The following is a 13,439-nucleotide window of genomic DNA, read 5'->3' as shown; positions in this document are numbered from 1 at the left end:
CTCGCCACGTGCTCGCGATCGACGCCGCCGCCTACCGCAGCCCGTGGCGGCGGCGCCACCCCGCGGCGAAGGCGGTCCTGGCGGGGACGCTGCTCCTGTGCGCCCTGGTGCTGCCGCCCTGGCCGGGCGCCCCGATCACGGCCGCGATCGCCCTCGCCGTCGCGCTCGGCTGGGCCCGGGTGCCGCCGCGCGCGTTCCTGCGCTCGGCCCGCGCCCCGCTCGCGTTCATCGTCACCGGCTCGCTGACCTTCCTCGTCAGCGTGGACACGTCCGGGCTCACCTGGGCGCCCGGCGGGGCGGCGCGGGCGGGTGAGGTGATCGGCCGCTGCGTGGCCGCCGTACTCGCCCAGCTCCTGTTCGCCATGACGACGCCGCTCGCCGACGTGCTGCCCCGTCTGGCCCGCCGGCGCGGCCTGGCCGGCCTCGCCGAGGTGGCCGGGCTCGTCTACCGGATGCTGTCCGTCGTGCTGGAGACGGTCGACGCCGTACGGCGGGCTCAGGCGGACCGGCTCGGGGCGCTGTCGTGGCGGGCCCGGTGGAGGTCGGTCACGGGGCTGGCCGCCCAGGTCTTCGTCCTGTCCTTCGAGCGGGCGCGGCGCCTGGAGGACGGCCTGCGCGACCGCGGCTACACGGGCGAGCTCGCCGTCAGCGTCGGGCCCCTCCCCCTGCGCGGCCGCTTCCTTGCGCTGGCCCCGCTCCCCGGGGTGGCGGCGGCCGTGCTGACCGTCGCGCTGTCCCTCGTGCCGGGCCTCGGCTGAGGCCGGCCCGTCCCCTCCTCCGAAAGGGATGCCTGCCATGACCGCGGTGCTCGCCGCCGACCGGCTCTCGTACGCGTATCCGGGGTCCGCCCCGGTGTTCTCCGAACTCAGCCTGGAGGTGGCCCGGGGGACCTCCCTCGCCGTGCTCGGGCCCAACGGCGGCGGGAAGACCACGCTGCTGCGCCTCCTGTGCGGGGGGCTGCGCCCGGCAGCGGGCCGGATCCTGCTGGACGGCCGGCCCGTCGCCTACGGCCGCGCCGCGCTCGCCGAGTTCCGCACGCGGGTCCAGTTCGTGCACCAGGATCCGGACGACCAGCTCTTCGCGGCCACGGTCGGGCAGGACGTCTCCTTCGGCCCGCTGAACCTCGGCCTGCCTCCGGAGGCCGTCGCGGCGCGCGTGACGTCGGCCCTGGAGGACATGGAGATCCCCTTCCTCGCCGACCGGCCCACCCACCTGCTGTCCTTCGGCCAGCGCAAGCGGGTCGCGATCGCGGGGGCGCTCGCACTGCGCCCGGTGGTGCTCATCCTGGACGAGCCCACGGCCGGTCTCGACCCGGCGGGCACGGAGGCGCTCCTGGAGACGCTGCGGCGGCTGCAGGCGGACGGCACCACGATCATCGCGTCCACGCACGACGTGGACTTCGCCCACCGATGGGCCCGGGACTCCGCGATCATCGCGCGGGGAGAGCTGCGCGCCGGGCCGGCGGACACGCTGCTCACCGACGCCGCCCTGCTGCGCGCCGCCTCGCTCCGCCCGGCCTGGGGCCCGGCGGTGGGGCGGGCGCTGCGCGCCGTCGGCGGGCTGCCCGCGGACGCGCCCGACCCGCGCAGCCCGGAGGAGGTGCTCGGTCTCCGGCCGGAGCCCCGGCCCTGATCGGAGGCCGAAGCCCGGCCGCGGAGGCCGGGCCCCCGCCGGCCTAACCCGCCTCCCCCTGGCCGGGGGACCCTCCCCTGCTGTTACGCAGCCAGATCACGACTCCGACCACGGCCAGGGCGAGGAGGCCGCCCCAGATCCACCCTCCGGCGCCGCGCCCGCCCGCCACGTCCCGGGCCGCCGACGCGGACGGCTGCGCGGCGGGCAGGGTGACCACGGACGGGGTGGTCCCGGGCGTCGGCTCGCTCGCGGCGGCGACACTCGACGCCGAGATGGAGGCCACCGGTGTGGCCGCCCCGGCCGCGCCCGAGCCGGTCACCGTGAAGGGGATCTCCCCTTCGATGGGGTGGCCGTCCGAGGAGACGACCCGCCAGGCGATCACGTAGCCGCCGGGTGCCAGCGGCGTCGTGACGTCGGCGCGGACCTTGGCCCCTTCGACAATGTGCGGCGCGCCGATCGCGACCGGCTTCCCGGCGCCGTCGCGCATCGCGACGACGGGGAAGCGGACCTGGGCGCTGTAGTCGAGCTCGATCGTCGTGAGCTCGGTGACCTCGGCGTTCTCGGCGGGGGTGCTGCTCTTCAGGCTGTCGTGGGCCTGGGCGGCGGTCGTCGCGGCGGTGAGGAAGATCCCGCAGCCGAACGCGGCTATGAGGCCGCCGCGGATGAATCGTGGCAGGAATGCCATCTCTGACTCCATACAAGATCCCGGACGTGGCCCGGAAAACCGGAAAGCGCTCTCGCCGTACGGCGGAGCGGGTGAGCGTCGGGAGCGCCGGTCAGCCTTGGGCCGGCGCGGGGCGAAGCGGCGGGCCGCGCCGGTGGATCGCCGCCTCGACCTCTCTGCCGACGTGCGGCCCGGGCTCGGACGGCGGAACGGGACGGGCCGGCGGCGCGAACACCCCGGCCGAGAGGGCGCGGATCCACCGGAGCACGCCCAGGGGGGCGGCGCTCCACAGCCGCAGCATCAACCACACCGCGCGCTCACCGCGATACAGCCACCAGCCGGTGGTCACGGCGAGGGCCAGGTGCGCCAGCGACATCCCCTCGTCGAGCTGGCCGGCGGGTCCGGCCTCGGCGAGGGGCGCCGGCACCGGCGGCAGGCCGCCCACGGTCGGCCCGATCTCGGCGACCGGCACGGGCGGGAACGGCACGGATGGGAACGGCACGGGTGGGAACGGCACCGCGGGCCCGGCCGGAGCGGATCGGGCGAACAGCTCGTGCAACAGGGCCTGGGCGCCGATCGTCGCCGCCAGCACCATCTGGGGCCCGCGCTCGCGGCCGTTCAGCGGGTACGCGACGGCCAGCGCGCCGACCGCGCCGAGCGCCATCACCCCGGGCGAGACCGTGCCGCCGCCGGCGAAGGCGTGCGCGACCGCGGAGACGACGACGCACACCGCCGCGAACACGACGGCTCGCGGCAGGCGCAGGGCCGGCTCCCCGGATGACATGCCAAGCATCCTTCCAGGAGGGGAGGTCGGTGAGAAGCTTGGCCCGCTCGGACGCGGGCCGGTCGCACGGGCCGACCGGCGGCCTCCCATGGGCCGGAGGGACGAGAGCCCGTGCCGGGCGGGTACAAAGACCCTGTTTGCCATGATTCGTCCACTTAGAGGGTGGAAGCATGAAACGAGCGCCCTCCGGTGAATGCGACGTCCTCCTCCGCGACGGCGGGATCGCCCATCTGCGTCCGCTGCGCCCCGCGGACCGGCCCGCCCTGCACGACCTGGTCGAGCGGACCAGCGAACGCTCCGCGTACCTGCGGTTCTTCAGCGGGGGCCGGGCCTCGGCCCACGTCCACGCCGATCATCTGACCGATCCGGACTACGCCGGCCACGCCCTCGTCGCGCTGATGAACGGCCGGCTGGTGGCGGTCGCCGAGTACGTGACCGACGGCACCGGCGAGACGGCCGACCTCGGCATCCTCCTCGACGACGGCGTGCACGGCCTGGGGCTCGGCACGCTCCTGCTGGAGCACCTGGCCCTGGACGCGGCCGAGGGCGGCGTACGCGAGATGGTCGCCGACGTCCTGGCCGAGAACCGGCCCATGCTCGACGTCGTCCGGGACCTGGGCCTGGAGGTGGGGCGGCGGCACGAGGGCGAGCAGGTGGAGCTGCGGATCGTCCTGCGGCCCACCCGCCGTCTCCTCGCGAAGGTCGAGGAGCGCGCGCATGAGGCGGAGCGCGCCTCGCTGGCCGGGTTGTTCTCACCGGACTCGGTGGCCGTCGTCGGCGCGGGCCGCGACCCGTCGAGTGTGGGCCACCGGGTGCTGCGCAACCTGGTCGAGGGCGGCTTCACCGGCCCGATCTATCCGATCAACCCGCGCGCGGACCGGATCTGCGACCGCACCGCCTACCCGGACCTGGACAGCGTCCCCGGACCGGTCGGGCTGGCGGTCGTCGCCGTGCCCGCGCCGGCCGTGCTCGACGTGGCGCGCGACTGCGCCAAAGCGGGTGTGGGGAACCTGGTCGTGGTGAGCGCGGGCTTCGCCGAGACGGGCGACGCGAAGCAGGAGGCGGAGCTGCTGGCGATCTGCCGCGAGGCGGGGATGCGCCTGGTCGGCCCCAACTGCCTGGGCGTCGTGGACACCGGGTCGCGGCTCAACGCCAGCTTCCTGCCCACGGCTCCCGCGCCCGGCCGGCTGGCCCTGATGTCGCAGTCGGGCGCCGTCGCGGTGGCGCTGATCGACCGCGCCGCCGAGGTCGGCCTCGGTCTGTCCGGCTTCGTCTCCGTCGGCAACAAGGCGGATGTGAGCGGCAACGACCTGCTGGAGTACTGGGAGGACGACGACCGGACCGGCGTGATCGGCCTCTACCTGGAGTCCTTCGGCAACCCGCGCCGGTTCGGCCGGATCGCCCGCCGCGTCGGCCGCGCCAAGCCGATCGTGGTGGTCAAGAGCGGCCGCAGTGCCTCCGGCGACCGGGCCGTGCGCTCGCACACGGCGGCCGCGGCGACCCCGGACACGGCGGTGGACGCGCTGCTGACCGGCGCCGGCGTGATCCGGGTGGACACCGTCCAGGACCTGCTCGACACGGCCCGGCTGCTGATCGGGCAGCCGCTGCCCGCCGGCGGCCGGGTGGCGATCGTCGGCAACTCCGGCGGCCCCGAGGCGATGACGGCCGACGCCTGCGAGCGGCTGGGCCTGGAGGTGCCCGAGCTGTCGGCCGAGACGAAGCGGCGGCTGCGCGAGCGGCTGCGGCCGGGCGCCGCCGTGGGCAACCCGGTCGACCTCACCGCCGACGGCGGGGCGGACGAGCTGGGCTTCGCCGTCTCCGCCGTGCTGGACGACCCCGGCGTGGACGCCGTCGTCGTGGTCTACACGCCGCCCTTCGGCTCCGGCCGGGTCCGTACGGAGGCCGCCATCGAGGAGGCGACCCGTGGCACAGGCAAGACCGTGCTCGCCTGCGTCGTGGGCCACGACGGGCTGATCGGCGGCCGGGTGCCGTCGTACGCGTTCCCCGAGCAGGCGGTGCACGCGCTGGCCCGCGCGGTGTGCTACGCCCGCTGGCGGGCCCGTCCGGAGGAGCCGGAGACGGAGACGGACTCCGAGCGGGAGCGGCGCGCGGTCGCGACGGCGGAGGAGATCGTCTCCCAGGAGCTCGCCCGCACGCCGGGCGGCGGCTGGCTCGACCACCGCACCGCGTCCCGGCTGCTCGGCTGCTACGGCGTGGAGGTGTGCGAGTCGATCGGCGTGGACGGGCCGGAGAGCGCGGCCGAGGCGGCGGCGCTGGCCGGGCTGCCCGCCGTCCTGAAGGCCACCGGGCCCGACCTCGTGCACAAGAGCGACGTCGGAGGGGTGCGGCTGGGGCTGCGCACACCCGAGGAGGCGGCCGCGGCGTACCGGGAGATGGCCGAACGGATCGGCCCGGCGATGACCGGCGCGATCGTGCAGCGGATGGTGACCGGCGGCGTGGAGATGATCGTGGGGGGCGTCCGGCACGCCACGTTCGGCCCGCTGGTCATGGTCGGCATGGGCGGGGTGACCGCCGAGCTGCTGGCCGACCACGCGTTCCGGGTGCCGCCGCTGACCCACGCGGACGCGGCCGAGATGATCAGCGAGTTGCGCTGCGCGCCGCTGCTCTTCGGCTACCGGGGACGCCCGGAGGTGGACGTCAAGGCGCTCGAGGAGCGGATCGTCCGCATCGGGCGGCTGCTCGACGACCTGCCCGAGGTCGCCGAGCTCGACGTCAACCCGCTGCTCGTCACCCCGCGCGGGGTCGCGGCGGTGGACGTCCGGGTCCGGCTCGCGCCGGCCGCTCCCCCGCCCTCGCCGTTCCGCCGCCGGTTGCGGTGAACGGCCGGCGACGGAGCGGCGGACCGGCGGGTCAGCGGGGGCTCGAGTGGCGGGAGGACACGACCGCGACGGGGCAGTGAGCGTGGTGGAGCACGCCGCGGCTCACCGAGCCGAGCACCATCGCGCCGATCCTGCTCCTTCCGTGGGAGCCGACGACGAGCACGGCCGCGGCCGCGGCCACATCGACCAGCGCGCTGACGGGGTGGTCGCAGACGACCTCGACCTCCGCCCGCACGTCCGGATATCTCGCCCGCCAGGCGGCGATCCGGCCGACGTCGAGGGTCTGCCGGAGTTGCCGCGCCTCCTCGGGGTCGAAGACGGAGTAGCCCGCGTAGACCTCGGGAGGCGGCCGCCACCCGTACACGGCGCGCAGCCCTCCACGGCGCAGCCGCGCCTGCTCGAACGCGTAGCCGAGGGCGGGCTCGCACCCCTCGGACTCGTCCACGCCGACGACCACCTCGGTCGCGTCCGCCGCCGTGCGGCCGGGCCGTACGACGACGACGGGGACGGCGGTGTGGCCGGGGAGGTGCCCGCTCACCGAGCCGAGCAGCATCCCGGCGAAGCCGCCCCGGCCGCGGCTGCCGACCACCAGCTCGGAGGCGCTCTCCGCTTCACGGAGCAGGACGCGGGCCGGGGCGCCTTCGAGGAGCCGGGTGGACACGTCGAGGCCGGGGTGCCGCTCCCGGGCGATCTCCTCGGCCTCGCGCAGGAACTCGCCGCCGGCCCGGCTCAGCGCGTCGTCCAGCCCGGGGATCGGGTACGACCGGGCCCCGTGCGGGGGACGGTAGACGGCGTGGACCAGGCGCAGCGGCGTGCCCTTCCTGGCCGCGTCGTCGGCCGCCCAGGCGACCGCGGCCGCGGCGGGCGGGGATCCGTCCACGCCGACGAGGATCGGCTCGGCCATCCCTCCCCCTCTCCGTCCTCCCGTCCCCGCGCGGGGCGGTCACGGACGGACGATCACGACCGGGCCGCGCGCATGATGCAGGACGGCGTGCGCGACGAAGCCGAGGCCGAGCAACGAACGGCCTCCTTCGTGCGCGCCCAGGATGGTGAGGTCGTGCTCGGCGGAGGCCTCGATCAGCGCCTTGGCCGGGTGCGCGCGCACGACCTGCTGGATCAGCTCGACGTCGGGCCGGATCTCGCGCCATCCGGCGACGGCCTGGGCGAGCAGGGCCTCCTCCTCCTGCCCGACGGCCTCGACGTCGTACACGAGGGGCAGCATGTCGCCCGGCCCCGTGCTGGTCGGGTGGGTCCAGGCGTGCAGGACGCGCAGGACCGCCCCGCGCAGCTCGGCCTCCCGGAAGGCGAAGTCCAGGACGGCGCTCCGGTCGGCCCGCCCGGTGACGCCCGCGACGATCTGGCCGCGCGCGTGCGGGTACGGCCCGCGGACGATGACCACGGGGCACGGCGACCGGGAGGCGGTGTAGCGGCTGACGGAGCCGAGCAGCAGCTCGGCGAAGCCGCCGCGCCCCCGGTTCCCTACGACCAGGAGCTGCGCCCCCTTGGCCTCGGCGACGAGCGCCTCGCCCGCGCCGCCCTCCAGGATCTCGGTGGTCACCTGTACGTCCGGGCGGCCGGCCCGGACCTGGTTGGCCGCGCCCTGGAGGAGCTCTTCCAGGGCCTCGGCCCGCTCTTCGCCCCAGCGGCCGGGCTCGGGCACCAGCGGGATGTGGTGGGCCCATTCCGTGGCCACGTGGGCGACCCGTACCGGCGCGCCGCGCAGCGCGGCCTCCCGTCCGGCCCATTCGGCGGCCTGCAGCGAGACCGGCGACCCGTCGACGCCGACCACGATCGGTTCCCTCATGGCGCCCCCTCTCCCGCGGGCCGTACTGCGCCCTCTGTCGGTATATATCCGTGCTGCCCCTCTTTCAGTACGCCCCTCCATCCACACACCCCTCTAATCCGCCATATCACCTTTTGTGGTGGTTTTTCGCGGCGAAGGGTGGGCAGTGGCATTTCTTTGGAGCATCAGTCACGAGCGTGGAGCCAGCCATGGCCGAGAGCAGGAGCGAAACCCTGAGGGTCGCGTGGCACGGCGGCGACCGCTTCGAGATCCGGATCCGCGGGCACTCCGTGCGGGTGGACGAGCCGAAGGACTTCGGCGGAAGCGACACCGGGCCCACCGCGACCGAACTCTTCGTCGGCAGCCTCGCCGCGTGCGTCGCGGACTGCGCCGAGCGGTACCTGCACCGATGCCAGCTTCCCGCCGGCGTCACGGTCACCGCGCGGTACGACCTCGGCCTGCAGCCGGCGCGGTTGAGCAAAGTCGCGCTCGACGTCGAGGCGCCCGGGCTGCCCGAGGGGCTGCGCGAGTCCTTCACCGCGGTCATCCGGCACTGCCCGGTGCACAACACCCTGTTCCGCCCGCCCGAGGTGACCTTCCACGTCCTCACCTCCGGGCACGAGGCGGTCTGCCACCACCCGTGAGAACGTCACCCGGGGCGCGGCCCCGGCTGCTTGAAGATCGTGTAATCCTGGGACGCAGTCTTCCTATGGTTACTGCGGCATCGGCGGCACCGGCGTGACCAGCCTCACCCGGTAACCGCGGGAGAGGATGCGGAGGCTGCCCCTCGGGCGGTCAGCGACGCCGCAGTGATGGGTCGAATCGGGGAGGACGGCGTCGCGCGAGCCTCTGTCACATGGCGGTGCGGGCGGACCACAGCTCGGGGAAGACGTCCCGCCCCATCGTGCGCTCCAGCCAGCCCGCGCCGCTGGAGCCGCCGGTGCCGATCTTGGCGCCCATCGTGCGCCGCACCGCCATCAGGTGGCGGTGCCGCCACTCGGAGAACCGCTCGGCCACGTCGGTGAGCGCCTCGGCCAGCTCCCACAGGGTGTCGCCCGGCCCGAGCTCGGTGTAGACGCGCACCCACGCCGCCTCCACCACCGGGCTCGGCTCGTACGGATCCGCCGGGTCGCGGGTGAGGGTCGCCGCGGGGATCGGGTGGCCGCTGCGGGACAGCAGCGCCAGCACGGCGTCGTACAGGCTCGGCGCGCGCAGGGCGGCCAGCAGCTCCCGGTAGGTCTCCGGGCTCCCCCGATGCGGGCGGGTCATCGGCTCGGACTTGTTGCCGAGGAGGAACTCCACGTGGCGGTACATCGCCGACTGGAACCCGGACGCCTCGCCGAGTTTCTCGCGGAAGGCGTTGAACCGGGGCGGAGTGAGCGTGCCCAGCGCCGACCAGGCCGCGGTCAGCACGCCCAGATAGCGCGTGACCCGGCGCAGGACCGCGGTCGCCCCGGCGGCGTCGTCCTCGTCCAGCCGCCGCACGGCCAACTCCAGCTCGGTCCTGATCAGCCCGAAGTACAGCTCCATGACCTGCGTGGTCACCAGGAAGGCGGGCTCCTCGGGCTCGTCGGTCCGCGGTCTGAGGAGCGCGTGCAAGACGTCGGTGCCGACGTACTCGTCATACGGCGTGCGATGCGCGAAGTCCACCGTGGGCGTTCTCATGTCTCTCTCCTCGTTCACCTCCAATGGTCCGCCTCTCCGACAAAGCATGAAATATCCTGAGAAAGGCGATATGTCGTTTGGACCTTCCGTTCGGAAGCCAGATCGGCGGTTCGCTTTGCGTGTCCGCGATCGGCGGCTCGCACGTCGTCGGCGCTGTGGCGCGGAGTCATCGGGAGGCGCGGTCGTGGACGCGATGGACTGGGCGATCCTGTCCGAGTTGCAGGCGGACGCGCGGCTGTCGTACAGCGAGCTGTCCCGCCGGGTGCACATGTCGGCGCCCGCCGTGGCGGAGCGGGTCCGGCGGCTGGAGGAGTCCGGGGTGATCTCGGGCTACCACGCCCACGTGGACCTCGGGCTCGCCGGGCGTTCGGTGCGGGCGCTGATCCGCATGGACTGCTACGGTCCGCGGTGCGTGCTCCGCGACGCGGAGGCGCTGACCCGGCCGGAAATTCTCCAGGTGTACCGGGTCACCGGCGACACCTGCTGCCTGCTCCTGGTCGCGGTGCCGTCGATGGAGGAGTTCGAGGCGCTGATCGACCTGCTCGCCCGGCACGGCCGGCCCTCCAGCACCATGGTCCTGTCCAGCCCGGTGCCGTGGCGGCCGGTCACCGCCCCCGAGTGAGCGCTCCTTCTCCCTGGTACGCGAACGCCCCGAGGGGGACGCCCCTCACGAAAGCCCACACCCACCACCACGCGACAACGCACCGCCAGTTGCATGAACCCCATCAGAGACGCGGGACGAGAGTGCCACGGGGTCTTGACGGCGGACCTCCTATGGCGTTTTGATTAGGAAAGTTTCCTAATGGAAACCGCCTTTCCCGCAGTTCACAGGATCCAGAGCACCGGGTCTCACACCAGTGGATGCACTTCGGGGTGTGCCTCCCACCAGCGTCCGAAGACAGGGTTGTCGTGCACATGGTCGATGAACGCCGCGGCCAGGCCGCGATAGAGCGCCCCGGCGGCCGCGTCGCCCAGGCGGTCCCTGCGCCACGCGACGAGCAGCCGTGCCATCTGCGGCTCCCCCGCGAGCGGCCGTACGGCGGTGCCCGCCGGCGCGGGCCAGCAGGGATCGACCAGCCGCACGCCGTGCCCGTCCGCCACCAGGGGGCGGGCGGCGCCGCTCGGCGCCTCGAAGCGCACGTCGGGCTCGAAGCCGGCCGCCCGGCACGAGGCCCGCAGCGCGGCGAGGGAGCCGTCGTCGGCTCCCGGCGGGCTGATCCACGCCTCGTCCCTGAGGTCGGCCAGCCGGATCTCCTCGTTTCCGGCGAGCGGGTGCGCCGCCGACAGCGCGACGAATATCGGATACCTGGGGACCAGCGTCCGGCTGACGACCGGCGGCGCCAGGCTGACGTCGAACCCTTCGATGACGCCGAGCAGCGCCGCGTCGAGCCGCCCGTGCGTGAGCGCCTCGGCCAGCAGCACCGCGGAGGGCTCGATGCGTAGTGAGATCTCACGTCCGGGCAGGACGTCGCCGACCCGGTTGACGATGGTGCCCACGCAGCCGACGTGGACCGAGCCCAGCCGCAGCGATCCGGCCTCGGACGGCCCGAGCAGGTCGCCGAACAGCGCGTCGACCTCGGACAGGACGATCCGGGCGCGGGCGATGACCTGGTTGCCGAGCGGCGTCGGCTCCACCCCGGTGCGGCTGCGGACGAAGAGCTCGCCCCCGATGAGGGTCTCGACCCGGCGCAGCAGGTTCGTCATGGCCGGCTGGGAGAGCCCCACCTGGGCCGCCGCCCTGGTCAGGCTGCCCGATTCCGCTATCGCACAGATCATTCGGAGATGCCGGATATCGAGATCCATAACGGGAAATTATGCGGCAATGAATAGCCAGCGGCTTGATTCTCGGGACAAACTTCCGGCTGTCTCTCCCTTCGCCCGCCACCTGCCCACCACCGTCTCGCCCCGCCCCCACCACCGGCCCGCCGATTCCGGCCGCACCGCTCGCGGTACGGCTCTCGCCGGGAACAGCGCAAAGGAGCCCAACATGATGTCGATCAGAGGTGACGTCCGCACCGGAAACGTGTCATGGACATCTCGACGAGGCTGAGCGACGGCGGCTTCCCGGCGTGGCCGTTGCCGCTGGACGCGACCTGCGCCGAGTTCGCCCGGTCGATCGCGCGCGCCCTGTGCCGCGAGTTCCGCCTGCCGCGCGACGTCACCTGCGACGTCACGCTGATCGCCTCGGAGCTCGCCACCAACGCCCTCCTGCACGCGTACCGGACCACGCCTTCCGGCGGGGGGCGCCCGGAGATGTGGGCCTACCTGCGGCGGCACGCCGGACCGGAGATCGTGTTCAAGGTGTTCGACCCCGTGGTGTGGAAGGGGCCGCCGCGCCGCCCGCCGCAGTCGCCGCCCACGGACTCCACCGGCGGGCGCGGCCTGCACCTGGTGGACGCGCTGACCGCCGAGCACGGTGGGCGCTGGGGCGTCCACCCGACCCGCGGCCGCCTCGGAGCGTCGCCCGCGCTGGGAAAGGCGGTGTTCTTCACCGTTCCGCTCCCGGTCCCGCTCGCCGCCCCGGTCCCGGAGCGCGCCCCGCGCCTCCCCCCGGTACGGCCCCGGCCGTGGTCACGCCGCCGGTCCGCCGAGCGGATCCAGGCGCTGCTCGCCGCCCGCGGCCTGCGCGCGCACCTGTCCTGCGACGGGAGCCTGCGGCAGGAGCGGGGCGCGTGGCAGGTGTGGGTGCGCGAGGAGTGGATCTCCTACCGGCTGCTCGACGGCGAGGGCGTCCGGCTTCCCGCCTCGGACGTGATCGAGGTCGTCGAGCGGATCGTCCGGCACGCCGAGGAGCGCACGACGGTCTGCTCCCTGTGACCTGCTCCCTGTGACAGGCCCGCCGCGTGCCCCCTACGAAAGGACGCGCAGGGGCGGGCGGCGGCCCCAGGTGGCCCAGCGCCAGAGCCACTCAAGGGGGCCGAAGCGGTACCGGCGCAGCCAGAGGGTGGACCACGCCCACTGGAGCGCGAGGATGACGCCCGCGGTCAGGAACATCGCGGTCCACGACCGGCCGACCGGCACGCCGAACAGCCGAGCGGCCACCAGGACGAGGACCGTGGCGGTCAGGTAGTTGGTCAGCGCCATCCGGCCGAGCGGCGCGAAGACGACCTGCAGCGCGGCCCGCAGCGGCGTCCGGAGCAGGACGAGGATCGCGCACACGTACAGGCCCGCGAGCAGCGTCCCGGACACGGAGAGGGCGGAGGACCACAGGCCGCGCGTGCCGTCGGTCCGCGACGTGATCTGCCACCAGAGGGCGGGCGCCGCCGTGACCGCGAAGACCAGGCCGAGCGCGGCGGGCACCCGGGTCGACCGCTCGATCCGGTCGACCACCCCGTACCGGGTCAGCGCCGAGCCCAGCAGGAACAGCCCCGCGATCAGCAGGAATCGGTCGCCGTGCATGACCCACGACGCCACGAAGAACACGGGAGAAAGGGCGGCCACGGCCCATCGGGGCAGCCAGGTCGAGGGCAGCAGCACCAGCAGGCCCATCACGGCGTAGGTGCTCAGGATGTCGCCCCGCCACAGCAGCAGGAAGTGCGCCACGCCCATCGCGAGCAGGATCAGGAGCCGGCGCAGCAGGAGCCGGCGCGGATGGGCGACGCGGCCCCCTGCCGACTCCAGCAGCAGGGAGAACCCGATCCCGAACAGCAGGGAGAAGATCGGGAAGAAGCGCTGCTCGACGAGTAGGCCCATCCACTCCTCCGCCGGGCCGCCCGCCGAACCGGGCGAGAGGAGGTCGACGACGCTCGCGATCGGCTGGACGTTGGCGAGCAGGATCCCGCACAGGGCGACCCCGCGTACGACGTCGAGCGCGGCGATCCGGGGACGCCCGGGAGAAGCACCGGGTGAGGCGCCGGAAGGGGCGGGCGCGGGGCCGTCCTGTACGCCGGCGCGGACGGGGTCCGCCGGACGCCCGCCGCTGTGAGCGCCGCTCCCTTCGATCCGGATGCTCGAAGAACGATCTGTATGTGACATGGCGCTCATCCTGGGGACCGCGGCCCGGTGGCGGCACCGGCCGAAAGGGCGGTTCTCCGCCCCGGGATCGTACTTTCGGCCGGTACGGCCGACCGA

The 13,439-nt window shown here is 74.3% G+C and carries 13 protein-coding genes; 6 read left to right on the top strand and 7 right to left on the bottom strand.

Annotated features, from left to right (window positions below):
• Window positions 1–8: 8 nt before the first annotated feature.
• Together cbiQ and AWQ71_RS03150 are read left to right on the top strand one after the other, a co-directional pair.
• Window positions 9–758 carry a cobalt ECF transporter T component CbiQ gene (gene cbiQ / locus AWQ71_RS03155; RefSeq protein ID WP_067126376.1) on the top strand — a complete coding sequence of 250 codons (750 nt, stop codon included), beginning with the start codon at window positions 9–11 and terminating at the stop codon, window positions 756–758.
• Between the two features lie 37 nt (window positions 759–795).
• Window positions 796–1,632, top strand: a complete 837-nt coding sequence (locus AWQ71_RS03150) for an energy-coupling factor ABC transporter ATP-binding protein (RefSeq protein ID WP_067126373.1) — start codon at window positions 796–798, stop codon at window positions 1,630–1,632.
• Between the two features lie 43 nt (window positions 1,633–1,675).
• Here AWQ71_RS03150 and AWQ71_RS03145 read toward each other — a convergent pair whose 3' ends face one another.
• Window positions 1,676–2,317, bottom strand: a complete 642-nt coding sequence (locus tag AWQ71_RS03145) for a copper resistance CopC family protein (protein ID WP_067126370.1) — start codon at window positions 2,315–2,317, stop codon at window positions 1,676–1,678.
• A gap of 91 nt (window positions 2,318–2,408) precedes the next feature.
• Window positions 2,409–3,080 (bottom strand): hypothetical protein, encoded by a 672-nt coding sequence (locus AWQ71_RS03140; protein ID WP_067126367.1) that lies wholly within the window; start codon window positions 3,078–3,080, stop codon window positions 2,409–2,411.
• 170 nt (window positions 3,081–3,250) lie between these two features.
• Here AWQ71_RS03140 and AWQ71_RS03135 point away from each other — a divergent pair, with 170 nt between their 5' ends.
• A complete protein-coding gene (locus AWQ71_RS03135) occupies window positions 3,251–5,920 on the top strand; it encodes a bifunctional acetate--CoA ligase family protein/GNAT family N-acetyltransferase (RefSeq protein ID WP_067126364.1) in 2,670 nt (889 codons plus the stop codon).
• A 31-nt stretch (window positions 5,921–5,951) separates the two neighbouring features.
• Here AWQ71_RS03135 and AWQ71_RS03130 read toward each other — a convergent pair whose 3' ends face one another.
• Both AWQ71_RS03130 and AWQ71_RS03125 read right to left on the bottom strand, forming a co-directional pair.
• Window positions 5,952–6,824, bottom strand: coding sequence for a universal stress protein (locus AWQ71_RS03130; RefSeq protein WP_067126361.1), 873 nt, complete (start codon window positions 6,822–6,824; stop codon window positions 5,952–5,954).
• A gap of 39 nt (window positions 6,825–6,863) precedes the next feature.
• Window positions 6,864–7,724 carry a universal stress protein gene (locus AWQ71_RS03125; protein WP_067126358.1) on the bottom strand — a complete coding sequence of 287 codons (861 nt, stop codon included), beginning with the start codon at window positions 7,722–7,724 and terminating at the stop codon, window positions 6,864–6,866.
• Between the two features lie 188 nt (window positions 7,725–7,912).
• Between AWQ71_RS03125 and AWQ71_RS03120 the strand changes: the two genes are divergently transcribed.
• Window positions 7,913–8,347 carry an OsmC family protein gene (locus AWQ71_RS03120; RefSeq protein ID WP_067126355.1) on the top strand — a complete coding sequence of 145 codons (435 nt, stop codon included), beginning with the start codon at window positions 7,913–7,915 and terminating at the stop codon, window positions 8,345–8,347.
• 208 nt (window positions 8,348–8,555) lie between these two features.
• On the opposite strand, the gene AWQ71_RS03115 is transcribed toward AWQ71_RS03120, so the two are convergent.
• Window positions 8,556–9,368 (bottom strand): tryptophan 2,3-dioxygenase, encoded by an 813-nt coding sequence (locus tag AWQ71_RS03115; RefSeq protein ID WP_084258437.1) that lies wholly within the window; start codon window positions 9,366–9,368, stop codon window positions 8,556–8,558.
• 193 nt (window positions 9,369–9,561) lie between these two features.
• Between AWQ71_RS03115 and AWQ71_RS03110 the strand changes: the two genes are divergently transcribed.
• Window positions 9,562–9,990 carry an Lrp/AsnC family transcriptional regulator gene (locus AWQ71_RS03110; protein WP_067127501.1) on the top strand — a complete coding sequence of 143 codons (429 nt, stop codon included), beginning with the start codon at window positions 9,562–9,564 and terminating at the stop codon, window positions 9,988–9,990.
• Window positions 9,991–10,217: 227 nt separating this feature from the next.
• Here AWQ71_RS03110 and AWQ71_RS03105 read toward each other — a convergent pair whose 3' ends face one another.
• Complete coding sequence (locus AWQ71_RS03105; protein WP_067126349.1) at window positions 10,218–11,171, bottom strand: LysR family transcriptional regulator; 954 nt, start codon at window positions 11,169–11,171, stop codon at window positions 10,218–10,220.
• A 225-nt stretch (window positions 11,172–11,396) separates the two neighbouring features.
• Between AWQ71_RS03105 and AWQ71_RS03100 the strand changes: the two genes are divergently transcribed.
• A complete protein-coding gene (locus AWQ71_RS03100) occupies window positions 11,397–12,185 on the top strand; it encodes an ATP-binding protein (RefSeq protein ID WP_067126346.1) in 789 nt (262 codons plus the stop codon).
• Between the two features lie 33 nt (window positions 12,186–12,218).
• Here the strand turns inward: AWQ71_RS03100 and AWQ71_RS03095 are convergent, their stop codons facing one another.
• Complete coding sequence (locus AWQ71_RS03095; RefSeq protein ID WP_084258435.1) at window positions 12,219–13,343, bottom strand: DUF418 domain-containing protein; 1,125 nt, start codon at window positions 13,341–13,343, stop codon at window positions 12,219–12,221.
• Window positions 13,344–13,439: the final 96 nt, after the last annotated feature.

Source organism: Microtetraspora malaysiensis (assembly GCF_001528665.1).
Taxonomy (GTDB): Bacteria; Actinomycetota; Actinomycetes; order Streptosporangiales; family Streptosporangiaceae; genus Microtetraspora_A; species Microtetraspora_A malaysiensis.
The sequence above is the reverse complement of the archived record's forward strand: the minus strand, read 5'-3'. Positions and strand labels throughout refer to the sequence as shown.